This is a genomic window from uncultured Winogradskyella sp., assembly GCF_947496485.1.
Lineage (GTDB): Bacteria > Bacteroidota > Bacteroidia > Flavobacteriales > Flavobacteriaceae > Winogradskyella.
Map to the genome: position 1 here is coordinate 1,766,803 of NZ_CANMCZ010000001.1, position 20,849 is coordinate 1,787,651.

The 20,849-nt window shown below is 30.0% G+C and carries 19 protein-coding genes; 13 read left to right on the forward strand and 6 right to left on the reverse strand.

Translation table 11 applies throughout. The features are described from left to right. Positions 1-24: 24 nt before the first annotated feature. From Q0822_RS07585 to queG, 3 genes are all read left to right on the forward strand, one after another. Positions 25-1,821 (forward strand): cbb3-type cytochrome c oxidase subunit I, encoded by a 1,797-nt coding sequence (locus Q0822_RS07585; protein WP_299122146.1) that lies wholly within the window; start codon positions 25-27, stop codon positions 1,819-1,821. Between the two features lie 74 nt (positions 1,822-1,895). After that, positions 1,896-2,918: a Holliday junction branch migration DNA helicase RuvB gene (gene ruvB, locus Q0822_RS07590; RefSeq protein WP_299122147.1), complete on the forward strand. Its 1,023-nt coding sequence runs from the start codon at positions 1,896-1,898 to the stop codon at positions 2,916-2,918. 40 nt (positions 2,919-2,958) lie between these two features. Then, the gene (queG, locus tag Q0822_RS07595) at positions 2,959-3,885 is read left to right on the forward strand and encodes a tRNA epoxyqueuosine(34) reductase QueG (protein ID WP_299122148.1); all 927 of its coding nucleotides are present in this window, start codon (positions 2,959-2,961) and stop codon (positions 3,883-3,885) included. Between the two features lies 1 nt (position 3,886). Here the strand turns inward: queG and Q0822_RS07600 are convergent, their stop codons facing one another. The 5 genes from Q0822_RS07600 to Q0822_RS07620 all read right to left on the reverse strand — a co-directional run bounded on the left by Q0822_RS07600 (position 3,887) and on the right by Q0822_RS07620 (position 10,625). Then, the gene (locus tag Q0822_RS07600) at positions 3,887-5,539 is read right to left on the reverse strand and encodes a S8 family serine peptidase (RefSeq protein ID WP_366125100.1); all 1,653 of its coding nucleotides are present in this window, start codon (positions 5,537-5,539) and stop codon (positions 3,887-3,889) included. A 66-nt stretch (positions 5,540-5,605) separates the two neighbouring features. After that, positions 5,606-5,776, reverse strand: coding sequence for a hypothetical protein (locus Q0822_RS07605; protein ID WP_299122150.1), 171 nt, complete (start codon positions 5,774-5,776; stop codon positions 5,606-5,608). Positions 5,777-5,888: 112 nt separating this feature from the next. Continuing rightward, positions 5,889-7,559, reverse strand: coding sequence for a helix-turn-helix domain-containing protein (locus Q0822_RS07610; RefSeq protein WP_299122151.1), 1,671 nt, complete (start codon positions 7,557-7,559; stop codon positions 5,889-5,891). Continuing rightward, positions 7,556-8,410 carry a thiopeptide-type bacteriocin biosynthesis protein gene (locus Q0822_RS07615; protein ID WP_299122152.1) on the reverse strand — a complete coding sequence of 285 codons (855 nt, stop codon included), beginning with the start codon at positions 8,408-8,410 and terminating at the stop codon, positions 7,556-7,558. Before Q0822_RS07615 ends, Q0822_RS07610 begins: the two co-directional genes overlap by 4 nt. After that, positions 8,400-10,625, reverse strand: a complete 2,226-nt coding sequence (locus Q0822_RS07620) for a lantibiotic dehydratase family protein (RefSeq protein ID WP_299122153.1) — start codon at positions 10,623-10,625, stop codon at positions 8,400-8,402. The genes Q0822_RS07615 and Q0822_RS07620 overlap by 11 nt, the downstream gene beginning before the upstream one ends. 213 nt (positions 10,626-10,838) lie before the next feature. On the opposite strand from Q0822_RS07620, the gene Q0822_RS07625 reads away from it, so the two are divergent. The 10 genes from Q0822_RS07625 to Q0822_RS07670 all read left to right on the forward strand — a co-directional run bounded on the left by Q0822_RS07625 (position 10,839) and on the right by Q0822_RS07670 (position 18,455). Beyond that, positions 10,839-11,024 (forward strand): hypothetical protein, encoded by a 186-nt coding sequence (locus tag Q0822_RS07625; RefSeq protein ID WP_299122154.1) that lies wholly within the window; start codon positions 10,839-10,841, stop codon positions 11,022-11,024. A 20-nt stretch (positions 11,025-11,044) separates the two neighbouring features. Next, positions 11,045-11,257 (forward strand): hypothetical protein, encoded by a 213-nt coding sequence (locus Q0822_RS07630; RefSeq protein WP_299122155.1) that lies wholly within the window; start codon positions 11,045-11,047, stop codon positions 11,255-11,257. A 92-nt stretch (positions 11,258-11,349) separates the two neighbouring features. Continuing rightward, the gene (locus Q0822_RS07635; protein ID WP_299122156.1) at positions 11,350-11,829 is read left to right on the forward strand and encodes a hypothetical protein; all 480 of its coding nucleotides are present in this window, start codon (positions 11,350-11,352) and stop codon (positions 11,827-11,829) included. Continuing rightward, complete coding sequence (locus Q0822_RS07640; protein WP_299122157.1) at positions 11,813-12,775, forward strand: hypothetical protein; 963 nt, start codon at positions 11,813-11,815, stop codon at positions 12,773-12,775. The genes Q0822_RS07635 and Q0822_RS07640 overlap by 17 nt, the downstream gene beginning before the upstream one ends. Next, entirely contained in the window at positions 12,762-12,953 is a 192-nt protein-coding gene (locus Q0822_RS07645) for a hypothetical protein (protein ID WP_299122158.1), read from the forward strand. Before Q0822_RS07640 ends, Q0822_RS07645 begins: the two co-directional genes overlap by 14 nt. Beyond that, complete coding sequence (gene gwsS, locus Q0822_RS07650) at positions 12,940-14,016, forward strand: grasp-with-spasm system SPASM domain peptide maturase (RefSeq protein WP_299122159.1); 1,077 nt, start codon at positions 12,940-12,942, stop codon at positions 14,014-14,016. The genes Q0822_RS07645 and gwsS overlap by 14 nt, the downstream gene beginning before the upstream one ends. Positions 14,017-14,077: 61 nt before the next feature. Next, positions 14,078-14,281 carry a hypothetical protein gene (locus Q0822_RS07655; RefSeq protein WP_299122160.1) on the forward strand — a complete coding sequence of 68 codons (204 nt, stop codon included), beginning with the start codon at positions 14,078-14,080 and terminating at the stop codon, positions 14,279-14,281. Positions 14,282-14,345: 64 nt separating this feature from the next. Next, positions 14,346-14,957, forward strand: coding sequence for a hypothetical protein (locus tag Q0822_RS07660; protein WP_299122161.1), 612 nt, complete (start codon positions 14,346-14,348; stop codon positions 14,955-14,957). Between the two features lie 11 nt (positions 14,958-14,968). Further along, entirely contained in the window at positions 14,969-17,158 is a 2,190-nt protein-coding gene (locus Q0822_RS07665) for a peptidase domain-containing ABC transporter (protein WP_299122162.1), read from the forward strand. Position 17,159: 1 nt separating this feature from the next. Continuing rightward, complete coding sequence (locus Q0822_RS07670; RefSeq protein WP_299122163.1) at positions 17,160-18,455, forward strand: HlyD family efflux transporter periplasmic adaptor subunit; 1,296 nt, start codon at positions 17,160-17,162, stop codon at positions 18,453-18,455. Positions 18,456-18,459: 4 nt separating this feature from the next. On the opposite strand, the gene Q0822_RS07675 is transcribed toward Q0822_RS07670, so the two are convergent. Then, the gene (locus Q0822_RS07675; RefSeq protein ID WP_299122164.1) at positions 18,460-20,826 is read right to left on the reverse strand and encodes a DUF5686 family protein; all 2,367 of its coding nucleotides are present in this window, start codon (positions 20,824-20,826) and stop codon (positions 18,460-18,462) included. Positions 20,827-20,849: the final 23 nt, after the last annotated feature.

Below are 20,849 nucleotides of genomic sequence, written 5' to 3' on the forward strand. Positions count from 1 at the left end.
TTTTAAGAAAAAGATAAAGAGATTATGTCAGCAACAGCAGAAACACACGTTCACGACGATCACGACGTACATCATCACAAAGAAACTTTTGTGACTAAATATATATTTAGTCAAGATCATAAAATGATTGCTAAGCAGTATTTAATTACTGGTGTAATCATCATGGGTATTATAGGGATTTTTATGTCCTTAATGATACGTATGCAAATTGCATGGCCAGAGAAGTCTAATGTAATTTTTGAAACTTTTCTAGGGAAATGGGCACCAGAAGGTGTAATGGACGCAGATATTTATTTGGCATTAGTGACTATACATGGTACAATTATGGTTTTCTTTGTCCTTACTGCAGGGCTTAGTGGAACATTTAGTAACCTTTTAATCCCATTACAGATTGGCGCGCGAGATATGGCTTCGGGATTTCTTAATATGATATCTTATTGGTTATTCTTTGTGTCTTGTGTAATTATGATTCTGTCATTTTTTGTTGAAGCAGGACCAGCTGCAGCAGGTTGGACTATCTATCCTCCACTTTCAGCACTACCAATGGCTCAAGGTGGCTCAGGCATGGGTATGACACTTTGGTTAGTGTCTATGGCAATATTTATTGCATCCTCTTTATTAGGTTCGCTTAATTATATCGTTACAGTTATAAACTTACGTACGAAGGGGATGTCTATGACAAGACTACCGCTTACGATTTGGGCATTTTTTGTAACTGCTATAATCGGTGTAATATCATTCCCAGTATTATTATCTGCGGCTTTATTGTTAATAATGGATAGAAGTTTTGGAACGTCATTCTTCTTATCGGATATATTTATACAAGGTGAAGTACTGCATTACCAAGGAGGATCTCCAGTATTGTTTGAACATTTGTTTTGGTTCTTAGGTCACCCAGAGGTATATATTGTATTATTGCCAGCATTAGGAATTACATCAGAAATTATTGCAACAAACTCACGTAAGCCAATCTTTGGTTACAGAGCTATGGTTGCTTCAATTTTGGCGATTGCATTCTTATCTACTATTGTTTGGGGACACCATATGTTTATTTCTGGTATGAATCCATTCTTAGGGTCAGTATTTACATTTACGACTTTACTAATTGCGATTCCGTCAGCGGTTAAAGCATTTAACTATATAACCACACTCTGGAAAGGTAATTTACAGATGAATCCCGCCATGTTGTTTTCAATTGGATTGGTTTCAACTTTTATCACTGGTGGTTTAACAGGAATTATTTTAGGAGATAGTGCTTTAGATATCAACGTACATGATACTTATTTTGTCGTTGCGCATTTCCATTTGGTTATGGGTATCTCAGCGTTATATGGTGTATTTGCTGGTGTTTATCACTGGTTCCCTAGAATGTTTGGACGTATGATGAATAAAAACTTGGGGTATTTACATTTCTGGGTCACTGCGGTTTGTGCTTACGGAGTATTTTTCCCAATGCACTTTATAGGTATGGCAGGTCTACCAAGGCGTTATTATACCAACTCAAATTTCCCATTATTTGATGATACAACAAATACACAATTAGTTATCACTATGTTCGCACTTGTTGGTGGTCTTATACAATTAGTATTTTTGTACAATTTCTTTAGTAGTATTTTCTACGGTAAGAAAGCACCTCAAAACCCATGGAGATCTAATACATTGGAATGGACAGCACCAGTTAAGCATATGCACGGGAACTGGCCAGGAGCAATTCCTCATGTTTACCGCTGGTCTTATGACTATAGTAAACCAGGACATGATGAAGATTTTGTACCTCAAAATATTCCAATGAAAGAAGGTGAAGAAGAATTACAGCATTAACGCTGAAAGTATTATAGATTAAAGTAAAAGGCCTTTCTAATTTAGAAAGGCTTTTTCTTTATATTTGTTTAACCATGAATGAGAATTTAAATCCATCCAGTGATAATTTTACACCAGAAGAACTTGATGTCGAAAAGAAGTTGAGACCTTTGACTTTTGATGACTTTACAGGTCAAGATCAGGTGTTAGAAAATTTATTGGTTTTTGTTCAAGCTGCGAATTTACGGGAAGAAGCATTAGATCACACTTTGTTTCACGGTCCTCCAGGATTGGGTAAAACGACTTTAGCACATATTCTATCTAATGAGCTAGATGTTGGTATAAAAGTTACGTCAGGACCTGTTTTAGATAAACCAGGTGATTTAGCTGGTTTGCTAACTAATCTAGAAGATCGCGATGTTCTTTTTATTGATGAGATTCATCGATTGAGCCCAATTGTTGAGGAGTATTTGTACTCAGCAATGGAAGATTACAAAATTGATATTATGATTGAGTCTGGTCCAAATGCCAGAACCGTTCAAATTAATTTAAATCCATTTACTCTAATTGGTGCCACCACGCGTTCAGGCTTGTTAACAGCTCCTATGCGAGCACGTTTCGGAATTCAAAGTCGATTACAATATTATAATACAGAATTGCTAACCACAATAGTGCAACGAAGCGCTTCAATTTTGAATATGCCAATTACTATGGAAGCTGCAATAGAAATTGCAGGTCGTAGTAGAGGAACGCCACGTATTGCAAATGCATTGTTGAGGCGTGTACGAGATTTTGCACAGATAAAAGGAAATGGTAGCATAGATATTAAGATTGCAAAGTTTGCCTTAAAGGCACTAAATGTCGATGCCTATGGTTTAGACGAAATGGATAACAAAATTCTAACTACTATTATAGATAAATTTAAAGGTGGACCAGTTGGTATTAGTACAATTGCTACAGCAGTAAGTGAAAGCACAGAAACGATTGAAGAAGTTTATGAGCCGTTTTTAATCCAGCAAGGATTTATTATGCGAACTCCTCGTGGTCGTGAAGTAACAGAACAAGCCTATAAACATTTAGGAAAAATAAAAGGACCTACTCAAGGAGGTTTATTTTAGCATCTATGGTTATTCTGAACTTGATTCAGAATCTCACAAAATGATAAACAACAAATCAAAACATACCGAACTCATTAAAACCGAAGCAAAACGCCTCGGTTTTTTGTCTTGTGGTGTTAGTAAGGCCGAATTCTTAGAAACTGAAGCACCTCGACTTGAAAAATGGCTTCAAAATAATGCACATGGCGAAATGCGTTATATGGAAAATCATTTCGATAAGCGTTTAGATCCAACATTACTTGTTGAAGGTTCAAAAAGTGTGGTGTCCTTATTGTTGAATTACTATCCTTCAGAGCTTCAAAATGAAGATTCTTATAAGCTATCTAAATATGCCTACGGAACCGATTATCATTTCGTAATAAAAGATAAACTAAAATCATTATTACATTTTATTCAAAAAGAAATTGGAGAAGTGAATGGCCGTGCTTTTGTTGATTCCGCACCAGTTTTAGATAAAGCTTGGGCTGCTAAGTCTGGTTTAGGTTGGATAGGGAAACATTCTAATTTACTAACACAACAAGTAGGTTCTTTCTATTTTATTGCAGAATTAATTATCGATTTAGAATTAGACTACGATACGCCAGTAACTGATCATTGCGGTACTTGCACAGCTTGCATTGACGCTTGCCCAACTGAGGCTATTACGGAGCCTTATGTTGTAGATGGTAGTAAATGCATTTCATATTTCACTATAGAACTAAAAGAGAATATTCCAGTAGAATTTAAAGGCAAGTTCGATGATTGGATGTTTGGTTGCGATGTTTGCCAAGATGTTTGTCCTTGGAATCGATTTTCTAAATCACATAAAGAGCCTTTGTTTAATCCACATCCAGAATTATTAGATATGACTAAAAAAGATTGGGAGGAGATTACAGAAGATACCTTTAGAAATGTGTTTAAAAAATCTGCGGTTAAGCGGACTAAATTTTCAGGTTTGGAAAGAAATATTAAGTTTCTTAAGGATTAATTTACTTTTTCTTAGAGATGCTATCTGCCATAATTAAAGCATTATATGCATTAATAACTTTACCAGATTTAGAGAGTTGATTAAAAGGTAGTAGAGTATCATTTACTCTTACATCATATGTGTACTCTAATCCACTGTCCATGAGGATATGTTTAACTTGAGAAGCTGTAAGGTTTGGATAATGAGAACGTACCAGCGCTGCTACTCCCGAAGTTACAGCACATGATAAAGAAGTCCCACCATCAATAAGTTCGTACTTTTCTTTAGTTACTGAAGTTGTATATATTTCCACACCAGGTGCAAATACATCTACATTACTGGAACCGTAATTTGAAAAAGAAGGTATCATATTTTTGTTAATGTAGTAATTGGTGGCACCTACCATTAGGAAATTATCAGCAACTTCTTCTCGATTGAAATAATTATTATCATTTGGGTAAACCTCAAAGTATTCTAAATCTTTACCATTGTTTCCAGCTGATTTAACAATTAATACATCATTTTGTTCAGCATATTTGATAGCGTCAAACACCCATTTTTTATATAATGAAAACTCTTTACCAAAACTCATATTAATTACTCTGGCTCCATTATCTACTGCATAACGAATTGCTAAAGCTATATCTTTGTCGTGCTCATCACCAAATGCAGAGATAGAAAGAGGCATGATTTTAATATTGTCTGAGATTCCTTTAGTGCCTATATTATTATCTCTTCTTGCTGCTATTAATCCTGCTATGAGAGTCCCATGGTCAAAAAAACCATTATAAATATTTATTTCAGGGCTACCATAATTTTTCTCATTTAAACTATCAGAATTATCGCCAATTATTATACGATCATTGTAATCTTTATTCAGTAATTTATCTAATCGTTCATCAGCTTTGAGTTTATACAAGTCAATATATTCATCTGTAAATTCATATTTGATTAAAGCTTTCATCCACCTTGTATGTAATTTAATAATAGAATCTTTAGGATGAAGATTTTTTAAACTGTCTAAATCTTTAATTGAATAGTTGTCATCAATAAAAAATTTTGATAATGTCTCTTTAGCTAAACTTTTACCACGCTTTTGAATATTTATATAGCTAGTGTCTTCAATTGCATATTGAAGCCTTTTTTCATATTTATCTCTAGCCCTAAGATAAGTCTTATAAAGCAAAGAATCAGTTATCAAATTATTTTCAAAATCGCTATCATACTTCTTTAAAATTCTTGTGTATTCGTAATTAACAAATTTTGATGTTTCACCATTTACATTACCGATAAAATTCCATCCATTTATGTCATCTATGTAACCGTTGTTATCATCATCTAGACCGTTATTAGAAATTTCTTTCTTATTAATCCAAATGTTTTGTCTTAAATCTTCATGATAGATGTTTAACGGCATGTCTATGATAGCAACAATAACCTCTTCTGAGTTATTTCTATTATTAATAATACTATCGTAAGCTTTATCTAAACTTATACCCGGTAGATTGTCTAATTCTAAATCTTTTAAATGCCAAGATTTCAGATTTTCCTCTGATATTTTTTTTTGTGGAATGGAGTCATTCGTCCCGTTAATATATGATAGATTTAATTTTTTATCGCAACAATGTAAACAAGCAAAAAAGATTAAAATTATAAAGAGAAGATTTTTTAACATAGATAAAAAAATACCACTAAGATAATAGTTTTCTTAGCGGCACTTGAATTAATTTTTGATTAATACTTAATCGCCAGTATCAGTATCGTCATCAGGTGGGCAAATTATAGTGCTTTTTTTTGGTCTTTTCCCTCTAGTGTCTGTACCATCATCATCACCGAGTCCAGTACCCCCATAAATTACTTTTGGATTACTGAGCTTTGCAATCTTAAAAGATTCTAATTTCAATTTTTTCATAGATATAAATATTAAGTTCGAAACTTAAATATATTGGTAATTTTGCATTCAATACAAATAAATCATATCCAAATTCATGAATTTGGGTATTTGAATATGTTTTAGGGTAGTATTAGGAATTTTTCAACAATTGTTTTATGAAAAAATTTGGAGAAATATTAGTTTGTCTTTTAAAAGCTCTAGTAAATGATTCTGCTTTTTTAAATCCAACTTCATTTGCAATTGCAATTAAAGTATATTTTTTAAAATTTTCATCTGTTTTTAATTTTTCCATAACGTATTCGATTCTAAGGTCATTAATATAATGTGTAAAAGATTTGTTTTTATAGTGATTCACAACCTTAGACAGATATCTGACGTTTGTATTAATTTTTTTTGCAAGAACACTAGAAGTTAAGTCCGAAGATAGAAATTGATGTTGTTCTTCAAATTCATTTAATTGTTCTAGTATATCACTAATAACCTTGTCGGAAATCTCAAGAGAAGATTTTATTTCATTATCTAAAACAGGTATCTCTTTATGGGATTGAATTTGTAGGCCATTATTTGTTAACTCTAGGAAACGCTTTTTATAGAGTTTTCTTTTATTGTATTGATAGTATACTATTATCAATAAAATAATGGAGACAAAGCCGAGTAGAGATAAATACAATGTTTTATTTTTTTCTTTCTGCTTTATAGCACTTATAATTTTTTCTTTTTCAGTTATGAGTTTAGGAATATCATATTTTTTTATTAAATTTTTATTTATATAGAGTTCATTAGAATGCAAGGTGCTATCTAACTTAATTAATTGATTAATATAAACCAATTCTTGTTTAAAGTCCTTTTTGGTTTTATAATGATTTATAAGTATTTCATAAGACTCTCTGATTTTAGGATGCAAATCATAATTTTCTCTAAAAATACTATCAACTTTTTTTAGGTTTGATATTTTTTTTATTTCATTTCCAAAAGCTTCATTAATTTTTGCCAAATAATAATAGCTTACAGCCAGATTTGGTTTATCGTCTATTTGCAATAATATTGGTATGGATTTTTTGATGCTATCTTGGGCAAAGGAATATTGATTTCTAGAGTATTTAACAACACCTTCGTTTAAACGAAAATAGTTTTTGTAAATATCATCATCAAATGATTTTTTAAATCCAAGATTATTGAAGTGTGAAGCAGAATCTAGCTTCATATCTTCTTGGTATGCAGTTGATAATGCAAAAAGTGTCGGTAAAATAATATCCTCAAGATTATTTTTTTCTATATAGTAATAATTATCCTTTAGAATTTTTACAGCATTATTGTTTTCCCCTATTCTAGATTTTAAAAGCCCGATTAGTAGATTACATGCAGCAATATTATCTTTATCGTTATGTTTTTTAGAATAAAATAGTGACTCAAGTACATTATCCATTGCTTTTTTAAAATCTCTCTTTTCGTAATAAAAATTAGCTTTACTGTAATATGCCAAAGTGGGAAAATATTTATTACTATTTTCTCTTGAAAGGGAAATAATACTATCTGCATATACAAGTGCTTTTTCATCATTATAGATATTTACTTTCATGTAATAACCTTCTAAAAGATAATGAGCGTTATTTTCATTTTTTGATTTTAATAAAAATGCATTGGTATATATATTTTGTAAATTTTCATCGTCAGTATTCCAATAACCGTTATATAAATCTTTATAGGATTTATCTTTTAAGGAATCTACAACTTTTTGTGCTATAACAGGTTGTATATAACTGAATAGGATTATAAAAATAATTGATAATTTTATTTTCACTTTAATGAAGGTTTAAATAAATCAGTCTTATATTCTTTATATAAAACATCATAAATTAAGAATTCGTATAATCTTTGGTTAGAATTAAAGTATCTGTTAATAGTCATGTGTATGATACTACTCGTAAGATTATTTAAACTAACTTCTACATTACCACTATTATAAAGCTCGTTAATTTTTGTAAAAGTCTGATTAGTATTTTCAGAATAAGTTTTAAGTAACTGCAATAAATTAGTTTTTCTAAAGCTTTCTTTTTGTGAAAGAATTTTTCTGCTTCTTTCACTAAGATCTTTCATAGTTATTTTGTTTGCGTTGAATTCTGACTTAAAAGCATTTCTACCTTTTTCAGCAAATTTAAATTTGCTCTCTTTTGAAAATTTAAACTGAGATAATATTATAGAAATAAGTTTTACAATAAAGATAATACTCTCTTCTTCTGTAAGCTGTTTTTCCTTTGCTTTTAAAATTGTTTCACTATCCCAGAAGAAAAGATTTTCAATATAAGTAATTGTAGATGAGCCATAACGTTCAATTTCTCGTTTGTATTGGTGCAATTGAACATCCCAAATAAATCCTGAATTTAAGTGAGGTATTAGTAATTTTTTTAACTCAGAAATAATAATACCAGTATGTGTTTCGCAGATAAGTTTAAATCTAATTCTAAGATGAAAATCAGGATCATTATAACGAATAAAAAACCATGATGAAATAATATTATTATCTAACTGTTTTTTAGTAAATGGTACAATAGCATCAATTAATATATCATCTGCTACATTTACACCACAGTATAGTTTATAATACATCCATTGGTCCCCTATTACAAAATTTCTTTTAATACTATTTTCCACCTTGTATCTTGTTTAATTTTTCTTCATTATATAATGAAACAATAAATTGATTACAAAATGAATTACTATTTTGTTTAACAACACTTTCTTTGTCAAATAAAAACTCTTTTAGTTTGAATAGCTTTAAATTTTTAATAGTTTTAAATAGCATTCTTATTGAGGTAGCATTCTTCATGTTAATTAATAATAAGTTATCACCTTCTACTAGTTGTACTAATTCTGGCATTTGTATAGCAGTTCTCCATATTCTCATTTTTTCCACCAAATCGTCATTATCTAGTTGAAAGTACTTAACAATATTTTCTGTCTTAATATTCCATTGCGCTTTAGAAAATATTACAGAATTATGTTCTACTCTTGGTAAGAAAGATAAATTCTCTAAAATAGGATGCCATTGAAATCCAATACCATTTCGCTTATCTTGATATTGCATATCGCAAAGGAAATAATAAATAGGTAACGCATTTGCGTAGTTATGAGCATTGGTTAAGCGAGGTAAAATTTCTATATCTAGACGTTTTGAGCGTAAAACAATTTTATTGTTTTTTACTGAAATCATTATATCACTTATAGGAATCTGATTTTTATATGGCAATCCCGATTTTCCTAAGAATGGAATTTCATAATCTCTAACTGATGGACGCCTTAATATGTTTCCTGTTCTCGATTGAGGCAGATGTATAATTTCTGAGAGTACCTTATTTGGATTCATTTTCTTTTCAACTTGAGTAATTTCTTCAACTTGTTTGAAAATTTTAGCATGCCCATGACTAAATCTTGCTAAAATATTCGCCGCGCTAGAACCTCCAAGCCAATTAAAGACTAATCTTTCTACATTATCAATAATAACAACCTCAATCATTGAAGCCATAGTGTCTGGTAAATCATTCCATTCGCATCCTAAATCTTTAAAATCATTTTCGTTTAACTTTAAAGTATACTTTTGATTACTTAGACAATTAGTAATTTTCTCAAGAAGAATAGAATCAACTGTTGTCCATTTGATATTTTTGCTTTGTGTGCTTTTATTAGGTAAATGTATATTTTCCAAAAGAGGATTATTATCATCTAGGGAATGAGAATATCCGATACCTATTTCAGTATCTAATACCTCATAAAGCGGTAACTCTCTTGTTTCATATCTTTTTTTAAAAGCTATTTTAAAGTTTTCTATTTTCGAGTTTTTTTGAAATAGAGTTATTTTATTTAGAATTATCATACTTTGTCTAATAGACTTTATATGATTTTTATTGAGCGTGTTTTTATAAGCTGAAGCAAATAAATCAACTTGTAGAATATGTTTTTTTATATGTTTTGTTTCTTTAAACTCATTTTCTATCCAATTATAAAATTCATAGTAATTATTTGGCTTTTTAGTATCTAATATTTTAATTTTATTATTTAACTCTTTAATTGATTTAAGGTGCTTTTTAGGAATAGATAATAACTCTAATTGTTCTATAAGAAATGATAGATTATTAGAATTGGTGATAATTATTTGAAGTTCAGATACTAAAATTTGTTTTTCTACAAGCTCATTTATAAAACTTAATGCCTCTGTTTTATCAATATCTTTAGAAATTAATAATGAAGCGAAATCATCCAATGTTTTTCCTCTTATAGCTTCACTTAAAATTATTTCCAAATAATCGGAATATAAAGCCCCATCCAAATAATAAATTCTATTATTATCATTATATATGTAACCTATATAACGATATTGATTACCAACTTTATATAAACTAGAATTTACAACATATTGAATTTTATTTTTAACCCCATTAAGTTTAGATATTCTATCAATTAATGCGGATAAGAAGGACATGTCTAACCGAGTAAAAGTTTTATATGAACTCAAACCTTTTAATTCTATTTCTGTATCATTAGAAAATGAGCCTTCAACACAATTTGCAAATAACCCAAAAGGGGTTGCTCTAGTCGTAATTCTAGTTAAGTACTTTAAAATTGAAAGCTTAATCTGCTCAATCTTTTTGCTATTTTCAATTTTATTATTCTGCCAATAACCAAACTGTTTTACAAGTTCAGGAGATGCTAAGGTTAGTGCTTTTATAAAGAAATCATCCTCAAATAGCTTTTTAAAGCATGCATCGGTAATTTCATAACTTTCAGTTATGCTATTATATAATTGTACTGAACGTGTTGGAGTTCTTAGGCAATAGAATGGAAATGCTTTATAAGGACTTTTAAATTTCAAGTTTAAATCATTTGAAGCTAAAATACATTATTAGGTATACTTTTCACCCAATTTCGCGAATTTGGCACCCAAATTCATGAATATGGATATAGATTTATTTTTTTATAGGAATTTTATTTCGAGCTTGGGGAATGAAATTAGTTGCAACTTTTTCTGGCGGATACTGAAAAGCCAATATAATAGAGTAGGTAAATCAAAATAATTACATTCAATATGGAAAGTTTAAAAAAATTTGAGAATTTATCCTTAGCAAATACAAAAGATATATTTGGAGGAAAGGAGCTTAAGACAGAACAGAGAAATGATGCAAATGAAGTGTTGTATACAGACTCTCATCATGACAATGATAATGATGGTAAATGGAGTTGCGGTGATACTTTTACACTGACTAAAGTTTAATAATCTAATAAATTAATAAAATGAAAAGCATAGAAAATTTTAAGGATGAGCAATTTGTTTGCTCAAACATATTTGGTTCATGGGATGGTATACATGGAACACCTGGTGGTACTTTTCAAGGTATGGAATACTCATCAGATGTATTTATTGATAAGAACGGAGATGGCAAATGGGGCAGTGGTGAAAGTGTAATCATGCATTTTTGTGATCCTCCTACCGTACAACAAGGATAAAACTTATAGAATAAGAATAAGCATTGTTAAAATGTTTAAGGCTACAGCAATGCTTATACTATTGATTTTTTAAAACAATAAGGATTGAAATTATGCATAGGTTAATTATAGTTTTTTCATTGGTTTTTAACTTCTGTGTTATCAACTCTCAAGAAAAAGTAGAAAAAAAAATACTTCCTGATATCTTAATATTAGAATTAAAATCTATAACTCAAAGTGACCAAAAATATCGCTCAATAATTGTTGAAAACAGAGAAAGTCTTTCTAAAAAAGATAAAGATAGTTTATGGGTCTTACAAGATGAAATTGATATAAATAATACTATAAGAGTTATTGAAATAATTAAAGAATATGGATATATATCAAGTAGTAATTCAAACTCAAATTTTCCCATGCATATAATATTAATGCATACACCGAATAATTTAAAAAGTGAAGTTTTAGAATTAATTGAAAAAGAGAATAGAGCTGGGAGAATAGTTAAAAGTTCTTATGGTCTTATTAAGTGGCATTTAGAAGGAAGAAAAGAAGTCAAGTTAGATTATTTCAAAAAAAATGATTCTACTAATTAGCAGTAAATATGATATAACATCACTAAATGTTTCTAGATGGCTAAGCAAACTAAAAGCGGACTTCTTTAGTTTAAATACTGAAGACTTTAATTCTCTAAACTCTTTCTCATTATTAGATAATGATATTAATGTCAAAATAAATGGAGTTGATTTTTCTGATGTAGATACAGTTTGGCATAGAAGAGGAAGGTTAAGACATATTCCAAAAGAATTAAATGGATTAGGCAGTTATAGTGAGTATCTAAAAAAGGAAGAAGATGCTCTTATAAAATCTATAGAGCTTTATTTAAAGAGTTCAACAAACTATATTGGTTCATATATAAAAGAGGTCGAAAATTATAAACTTTACAATTTAATTAAAGCAAAAGAAGCTGGTCTAAAAATACCTAAAACTTTGGTGACAACTTCTAAATCTGAATTGTTGGATTTTATAAATAATAGAACCGCAATATCAAAAGATATAAGATATTCTGTAAACATAAGAACTCAAAGTAAGTATATATCTTCAATAGGAACTTTTATTGTTCAAAGAGATGACCTTGAATTATTAGAAGACAATTTTGCGCCAATTCTCGTACAAGAATTAATTCAGAAAGAGTTTGAAATCAGGGTTTTTTTCTTTGACAATACTTTCTATGCAATGGCTATTTTTTCTCAAGATGATGAAAAAACTAAATTAGACTACAGGAATTATAATGAAGAAAAACAGAATAGATGTGTTCCTTTTATTCTGCCAAACCGAATCAAAAATAAATTAATTGCTTTCGCGAAAAAAGTAAACATTAGAACAGGTTCTATAGACATTATTTATACAACTTCAGGGGAGTATATTTTTTTAGAAGTTAATCCAATGGGACAACTTGATTGGGTGTCAAAAAACTGCAACTACCATATAGAAAAGAACATAGCTAATAATCTATTTAAAAGTAGAAATGAAAGGAATTAAACAAAAATTACCTCTTACGATTCAGAAGGCGAATTCTGAAGACTATATAAATGCTTCGAGTGGAAAGATGAAAGGCACAGAAAAATTTATTTCTATAAAAAAGTTCAATTCGGAAGTAAAACCTCAAGGTTTTTACAAGCCAATATCTAAAATGATTTCAATTAATGGTACAAAATAAAACTTTTAAACTCTTTTCAAATTGCATTCCGGTTAAAGGAGCTAAAAGAAGTACGATATGCGATCTTCAGAGAAATGAGGTTAAATTAATTCCGAATGATTTAGCTGAAATTTTGATCAAATATGAAGGAAAAGCTATTGGTGAAATAAAAGTAATTTATCAAAATAAATACGATTCTATTATTGATGAGTATTTTGAGTTTCTGTTAGAAAATGAGTTTATATTCTTTACAAATCAACCAGAATTATTTCCCAAAATGAGTTTAGATTGGGAAGATCCATCAGTTATAAATAATGCCATTATCGATAGAGATTCAAATTCTAATTACGATTTATATAATATACTTGATCAGTTAGACGAGTTGAACTGTAGGCATATTGAATTACGATACTTTAATTCAATTGAATTAACCGAAATCTTAGATATATTGAAATATCTTGAAAATGCCCAATCCACAATTATTTCAGTTGATGTTACTATGCCTTATAATGAATCACTTAGAAATTTAAATGATGTTATCATTAAAAATAAGCGATTAGCATCATTTAAAATATTTAATTCTTTAGAAGATACTTTTACACCACCTCTTAAGGAAAATATGGGTTTCATAATTTACACTAAAAAACAAATTAAGAACAGCTCGTGCTGTGGTCTTATATCTAAAGATTTTTTTGTAGTAAACACGCCTCTTTTCACAGAAAGTGTAAATCATAATAGTTGCCTAAACCATAAGGTTGGAATTGATGTAGATGGTAATATCAAAAATTGTCCTTCAATGAAGAAAAGTTTTGGTAATGTTTTGTCACAAACATTGGAAGAATGCTTAAATAAGAAGACTTTTAAAAAGTATTGGAAAGTAAAAAAAGACAATATAAATATTTGCAAAGATTGCGAATTCAGGCATATATGTACCGATTGCAGGGCGTTTATAGAAGATCCTAACGATATATATTCCAAACCATTAAAATGTGGTTACAATCCTTATACAAACGAATGGAAAGATTGGAGTACTAATAAGCTAAATATAAAAACAATTCAATCATATCATTTAGATGGAAAATAATACTAAAGGTGTAAGCTGAAAAACCTGAATAGAGTAAGCAATAAAATAAATTATTTAAATTATGAAAAAATTAAGTCAAGTTAATTTCGAAGAAATGAGATTGTCTAACTTACATCAAGTAAGAGGTGGAGATGGTGGTACTACCTATACTGGTAACCAAGGTAGTTCAGGTACTGATTGTTATTGTGATAATGACGGCGACGGTAAATTGAGTAAAGGTGATGACGTATTACTAGATAATGGTCAATGGATTGTAAAAAAATAGTATTTCAGCAATATCTTAAGTATTTCTTATATTTAAGATATTGTTTTATTTAAAACATAGAAACATGAAATATTATAGTTTTTTTTTAATGATTTTTTTTATTGCATCAAGTTGTAAATCTAACAAGTATGAGGATAATGAAGTTTTGTGCGAAGTATTAGTCAATATATACGATGATGATCAAAAATATAGAGGAAAGGAAAGTGAGCTAGTCGATCCTTTTTTTAAAATATTAGATTCAATAATGATCTCTGAAGGAATAACTAAGAAAGAATATATAAAATTTGAAAAAAACAAACAATTAGTCTATGGAAAAATTGCCAGAGGAGTTGCAGACAAAAGAAACGAAGTATCTAAAAAAGTGAAGGATTCTTTATGGGATTTGCAGAGTAGCTTGGATGAAAAGAACACTAAAATACTAATAGAAATAGTTGAGGAAAGAGGTTTTCCTGATATAAAAAAGTTAGAATGTAAGGGATATGCTTCTCCGTTTTTAATTTTTGTACATTCACCAGAAGAATATTGGGGTGAAATAAAAAATATTCTTGACCAAGAGATTAAAAGTGACAGAATAACAAAAGGCGACTACGATTATATAATGTGGCATATTAATGGTCGAAAAGAAGGGCCTTTATCTCCTATACCTATTGAAGATATCCAAATTATAGAAGATTAATATATTTTGTGTTGAAAAAATTCCCATTCTACAAGCAACGAGATAACAAAGACTGTGGTCCAACCTGTCTAAAAATAATAACCAAATATTTTAACAAAAGCATTGCTATACAGCAGCTCAGAGAATTAAGTGAAACTACAAGAGCAGGTAGCAGTTTACTAGGTTTGAGTGAAGCAGCAGAAAAGATAGGCTTTAGGAGTCTTGGCGTGAAACTTACTTTAAAACGCTTATTGGAGGCACCATTACCATGCATTGTACATTGGAATAACAACCACTACACAGTACTTTACAAAATAAAGAAAGAAGTCTTTTATATTTCAGACCCAGCTCACGGTTTGTTAAAATACAATAAAAAAGAATTTTTAAATCATTGGATTGGTCACAACGCTTCAGACCAAACAGAAGAAGGTATAGCATTATTATTAGAACCAACAGCAAAATTCTATAATTCAGATTTTGATAAAGGAAAAACAGAATTTGGATTTAAATTTTTATCAAAATACATCTTTAAATACAAGCGCTTTTTATGGCAACTAATAATTGGTCTAATAGCTGCAAGTTTACTACAGTTAATATTTCCCTTTTTAACCCAAAGTGTAGTAGATGTTGGTATTAAAAACCAAGACATCCATTTTATATATTTAATCTTATTTGCACAATTAGCTTTATTTATTGGACGAACAGCTATAGAGGTTATTAGGAGTTGGATTTTATTACATTTAAGTACACGTATTAATATATCTTTAGTTTCAGATTTCTTTATAAAGCTAATGAATTTGCCAATAGCCTTCTTTGATACGCGCATGACTGGGGACATTTTGCAACGTATCAATGATCATAAGCGTATTGAGCGAATTTTAACTACATCGTCACTCAACGTATTGTTTTCAATGGTGAATTTGTTGGTGTTTAGTTTTGTATTGGCATATTATAACCTAATGCTCTTTGGCATATTTCTTTTAGGTAGCTTTCTCTATTTTTTATGGATCATTATTTTTCTCAAAAAACGAAGAGATTTAGATTATAAACGTTTTTCAGAAGTGAGCCAAGAACAAAGCAAAGTAATTGAACTCATTAATGGTATGCAAGAAATAAAATTGCATAATGCAGAAAAGCAAAAAAGGTGGTCTTGGGAGTTTGTGCAAGCACGTTTATTTAGAGTATCTATTGAGGGTTTAGCTTTAGAACAATACCAAAGTGTAGGTTCTGGTTTCATTAATGAGGTTAAAAATATTTTAATCACAGTATTGTCTGCTAAATTGGTTATAGATGGTGACATCACTTTAGGTATGATGTTAGCTATTAGCTATATTGTTGGGCAGTTAAACTCACCAATATCGCAACTTATTAATTTTATAAGAGAAGTACAGGATGCTAAAATATCTTTAGATCGTTTATCGGAAATTCATAATAAAGAAGACGAAGAACAGCAAGATGTTGAGAAGCTTATGGATATTCCATTAGATGCTAACTTAGAATTATCAAAAGTATCTTTTAGATATGTTGGGTCAGATCAAATGGTATTAAAAGATCTGGATTTAACAATACCTGCTAAAAAAGTTACGGCTATTGTTGGTGTAAGTGGAAGTGGAAAAACCACTTTAATGAAATTGTTACTAAAGTTTTATGATCCAAACAACGGGCAAATAAAAATTGGTCATCACGATTTGCAAAATGTTTCACAAAAAACATGGAGACATCAGTGTGGAGTCGTAATGCAAGAAGGTTATATATTTAATGATACCATTGCAAATAATATAGCGGTTGGAGAAGATTATGTGGATAAAAAGAAATTAGCGCACGCCGTTGATGTTGCAAATATTAAAGAGTTTATTGAATCGTTACCATTATCATATAATACCAAAATAGGTATGGAGGGGATTGGTGTCAGCACAGGGCAAAAACAACGTTTGTTAATCGCTAGATCAGTTTATAAAAATCCTAATTTCTTATTTTTTGATGAAGCGACCTCTGCATTAGATGCTAATAATGAAAAGGTAATTATGGAAAAACTAAATACCTTTTTTGAAGATAAAACTGTAGTTGTTATCGCACATAGATTAAGTACTGTGAAAAATGCACATCAGATTGTGGTATTAGATAAAGGGAAGATTGTAGAAGTTGGCAATCATGAAGCTTTAGTAAAACAAAAAGGAAACTACTTTAATTTGGTTAAGAATCAGTTAGAACTCGGTAAATAGTATGCCAGATAATAATTTAGAAAATATAGAACTTCGAAGTGAAGAAGTACAAGAAATACTTACCAAAGTACCACATTGGATGATACGTTGGGGAAATGTCTTGTTTTTGTCTTTAATATTGATGCTGCTTTTTTTGTCTTGGTTTGTGAAATATCCAGATATTATTCTTTCTGAAGCAGTTATAACAACTCAAATTCCACCACAAAAAGAGTATGCTAAAATAACAGGTAAGTTAAATGCGATTTTAGTAGACGACAACCAAAGTGTTGAGAGTAATCAACCATTGGCAATATTAGAAAATACTGCCAATTATAGAGATGTTTATAAATTAAAATCTGTCATTGATACTATAACTGTTAACAGTAAATCATTTCAATTTCCTGTAGATAGTTTGCCAATATTATTTTTAGGTGATATAGAATCGCAATATGCGTTGTTTGAAAACAACTATAATCAATATTTACTCAATAAAGAGTTACAACCTTTTTCCAATGAAGCACTAGCTAATAAATATTCAATTTCAGAACTGAATAGACGTTTACAAAGTCTAAAGCGACAACGCGATATTAACAAGACAGAATTAGAGTATGCTCAAATTGGACTAAATAGGCAAAAAAAATTATTTAATAAAGGAGTTATTTCTGCTCAAGATTATGAAAACACTCAATTGCAATATGCAAGAGAAGAACGTAATTATAAAAATTTCGAATCATCTATTTCGCAAATACGAGAAGCCATAAGCAGAGCGCATATGACTTCAAAAGGCACTGAAATAAATAGAACAAAGGAAGAGATGACTTTACTTAAAAACGTTATTCAATCCTTTAATCAACTAAAAAATGCTATTAAAGACTGGGAAAGAATTTATGTTTTAAAATCAGATATAAATGGCAACGTGTCTTTTTTAAACTTCTGGAATAATAATCAAACTGTAAATCAAGGTGATTTAGTGTTTACGATTATTCCAATTGAGAACTCATCATTTATAGCAAAACTTAAAACACCTGCCCAAAATTCTGGAAAAATTAAAGTTGGGCAAAACGTAAATGTAAAACTAGAAAATTATCCTGATACTGAGTTTGGAGTATTGAATGGCAAAGTGAAAAATATTTCACTCATTCCAGATAAAGAAGGCTTATACTTTATCGACGTGGAATTACCTAAAAAGCTAATTACTTCTTACAATAAAAACATAGAATTTAAACAAGAAATGAGAGGTTCTGCAGAAATTATAACAGAAGACTTAAGACTCATTGAACGTTTCTTTTATCAATTTAAGGAAATTGTAAAACGCTAATTACCTACTTAAAACTAAAGCCCATCGAAAACTTAAAGGCAAAGTTGTCACTAGACTTTTCTAAACTATGGTACCCATATCTATAAAAACCTCCTACACCAAGACCTAAATAACCAACATCGAGCCAAGGTATTTTTATTAGGTTCTGTAATTCTAAACCAGTTTCTAAAAACAATTCTTCTTTAGTTGAGAAATTAATAAGTTGATGATTTTCAGGATCAGATAAATCTCCAAAGCCTAAATTATTATGTAATAGAATATCCGGCTGTATATAGCCTTTATTGTTTAAGAGTCTACCAAAATTATGAACTGTAAAAAGATGTAAATATTTATCCGATAAGAATTCATATGGAGTTACGGTTTGAAAATAGTTTCTTACCACAAACGGAATTTGTTTGTCAAATGCACCTTCTCCCGTAAACATTAATCCATAGGGGAGCGATGTGTCTAAATAGCCCAAATCTAGTCTATAAGTGCTTTTGCCTAAACCTTTTGTAATGAAACTATGGTCTAGAGTAAAGCGAAACTTGTTGTAATTGAAGTCACCATTTAGTGTACCTTTTAAACCTCTAGAATATAGGAAGTTTAAAACTGGAGCATCATTAGGTATTCTACTAGTAACACCAAAGTTATTTACAAGTTGTTCTTTTGCATGGAAACCAATGCCTATGTTCAATTCAGAATTAGAGTAATTAGTAATGCTCATGTTATTATTTGTAAACTCATAATCATAAAGTGGAGTAACATCTGCTACATTAAAGCCCAAAGTCCAATTTAGATTTCTGAATAGTTTCATATCCGTTTTTATGCTATAGGCTTCAATAGCATCCATTTGGCTTGCAATCCAATTGCGTTGTGAGAAAATATTACCAAATCTATTGTCAGAAAAAGTACCTGTTTCTCGTAAGTCGTTCATATATTTTAAACTAATGGAGATTTCTTTTTTTCCAGGTACTTCGACCAAAAGTTCACCTCCATATTTCCAGGCCTTGTCTTTAAACCCGTAACCAGCATACGCACCAATAGACACATTTTTTAAAATATCATCATTTGTCCATAGTCCAAGACCAAGCCTTGTACCTTCATATTGATTAAATCGCCCAAGTCTTGCAAGGTCAATATCTATATATTTAAGAGGTAAACGCCCTTTTACCAAACTTGGAAATAGGTTAAAAATTTTATCAAGTTTTATCTTTTCTCCAATACTATCTATAAAAACATAAGTGCGTTTTTCATTACTATTAAGAGAGTCTCTTCGATTCAGATTCCAAAAAGAATTATCTTTTAAACCTGCATTTTTAGGCAACGTAACTGACACAAAGGGGAATTCTTTTTTGCTCAAAGTAGCATTTGGTGTAATTTTAGAAAGGTAACTCTTGCCTTTATAAGTAAGGGCTCCAAAACCTTCACCAACGTTAATTTCAAAATTCAATTGCTCAGGAAACCAATAGGTGCTATTGACATGCTTGTACTTTTGCTGAATGGTCACATCTAATTTCCCTGAATTTATAGTGGTTGCATCAACACTTTGCACCGCATATTTGTTAGAATTAATGGTTATCAACCCTTTTAAACCCTCAAAATTGCGATTTGCTTTAGGTTCAAAAGAAATAATAAAAATGGTGTCGGTATCTTGGATGTATTCTTCTTTCAACCTGAATTTATATTTACGTGTACTGCCTTTAGAAATAGGATTCAGATAGTTACTTTCAAAAAGTGGAATATGATCATCGTAAAATGAAAAAGGCTGAAAACTATTGGCGAGCATAGCAAATTGTGGGTTCTTAAAACCAGAAGATCTTGTCGCCATGATGCTATCTTCTGAAAAACGAGGTTTTAGATATTTGTGTTTGGCAATCGTTTCTGTAATGAAAAAATAGGAACCCTTCATAATACTATCCATTTTCTCTCTTATAGTATCTTTTTCTTTACTCTGCTTACCAAGGGTGATAATAATCTTGTCATAAGACTCATAGGTATATGAGTTTAAGCTTTCAGGGTTATTTAGTTTTTTATTATTAACAGCGTTTCTAATGATACGATGCGCAGGATTCTCTCCGTCTATTACAACTTCATCTAATGCACTAACTTGTGGTTTTAATCGAATGATTTGATATTCAAAACTGCTTAGCTTTAGTGTTTTGGTTTCATAACCAACAGAACTAATTGTTATATTTTCTACTGATAGAGGAACATAAAAAACACCGTCAATATCAGTCGAAGTACCTTTATGATTATTTTCATTAAAGATAATATTGGCAAAGGGAATTACTTTTTTAATATCTTCATCAATAAGAACAAATTTCTTAGAGGTTTGAGCGAACGTTTTAAAACTTAAAAAAAGTAGAATTAAGAATAAAAATTTTCTCATTAAAGACATTGGTTAGCGGTATT

What these genes read in the sequence shown, in the direction of transcription:
- Q0822_RS07635 (WP_299122156.1), top strand. Translation starts at nt 11,350, where the DNA reads ATGCATAGGTTAATTATAGTTTTTTCATTGGTTTTTAACTTCTGTGTT.
- ruvB (WP_299122147.1), top strand. Translation starts at nt 1,896, where the DNA reads ATGAATGAGAATTTAAATCCATCCAGTGATAATTTTACACCAGAAGAA.
- Q0822_RS07670 (WP_299122163.1), top strand. Translation starts at nt 17,160, where the DNA reads ATGCCAGATAATAATTTAGAAAATATAGAACTTCGAAGTGAAGAAGTA.
- Q0822_RS07605 (WP_299122150.1), bottom strand. Translation starts at nt 5,776, where the DNA reads ATGAAAAAATTGAAATTAGAATCTTTTAAGATTGCAAAGCTCAGTAAT.
- gwsS (WP_299122159.1), top strand. Translation starts at nt 12,940, where the DNA reads ATGGTACAAAATAAAACTTTTAAACTCTTTTCAAATTGCATTCCGGTT.
- Q0822_RS07655 (WP_299122160.1), top strand. Translation starts at nt 14,078, where the DNA reads ATGAAAAAATTAAGTCAAGTTAATTTCGAAGAAATGAGATTGTCTAAC.
- Q0822_RS07625 (WP_299122154.1), top strand. Translation starts at nt 10,839, where the DNA reads ATGGAAAGTTTAAAAAAATTTGAGAATTTATCCTTAGCAAATACAAAA.
- Q0822_RS07660 (WP_299122161.1), top strand. Translation starts at nt 14,346, where the DNA reads ATGAAATATTATAGTTTTTTTTTAATGATTTTTTTTATTGCATCAAGT.
- Q0822_RS07600 (WP_366125100.1), bottom strand. Translation starts at nt 5,539, where the DNA reads ATGTTAAAAAATCTTCTCTTTATAATTTTAATCTTTTTTGCTTGTTTA.
- Q0822_RS07645 (WP_299122158.1), top strand. Translation starts at nt 12,762, where the DNA reads ATGAAAGGAATTAAACAAAAATTACCTCTTACGATTCAGAAGGCGAAT.
- Q0822_RS07630 (WP_299122155.1), top strand. Translation starts at nt 11,045, where the DNA reads ATGAAAAGCATAGAAAATTTTAAGGATGAGCAATTTGTTTGCTCAAAC.
- Q0822_RS07675 (WP_299122164.1), bottom strand. Translation starts at nt 20,826, where the DNA reads ATGAGAAAATTTTTATTCTTAATTCTACTTTTTTTAAGTTTTAAAACG.
- queG (WP_299122148.1), top strand. Translation starts at nt 2,959, where the DNA reads ATGATAAACAACAAATCAAAACATACCGAACTCATTAAAACCGAAGCA.
- Q0822_RS07640 (WP_299122157.1), top strand. Translation starts at nt 11,813, where the DNA reads ATGATTCTACTAATTAGCAGTAAATATGATATAACATCACTAAATGTT.
- Q0822_RS07585 (WP_299122146.1), top strand. Translation starts at nt 25, where the DNA reads ATGTCAGCAACAGCAGAAACACACGTTCACGACGATCACGACGTACAT.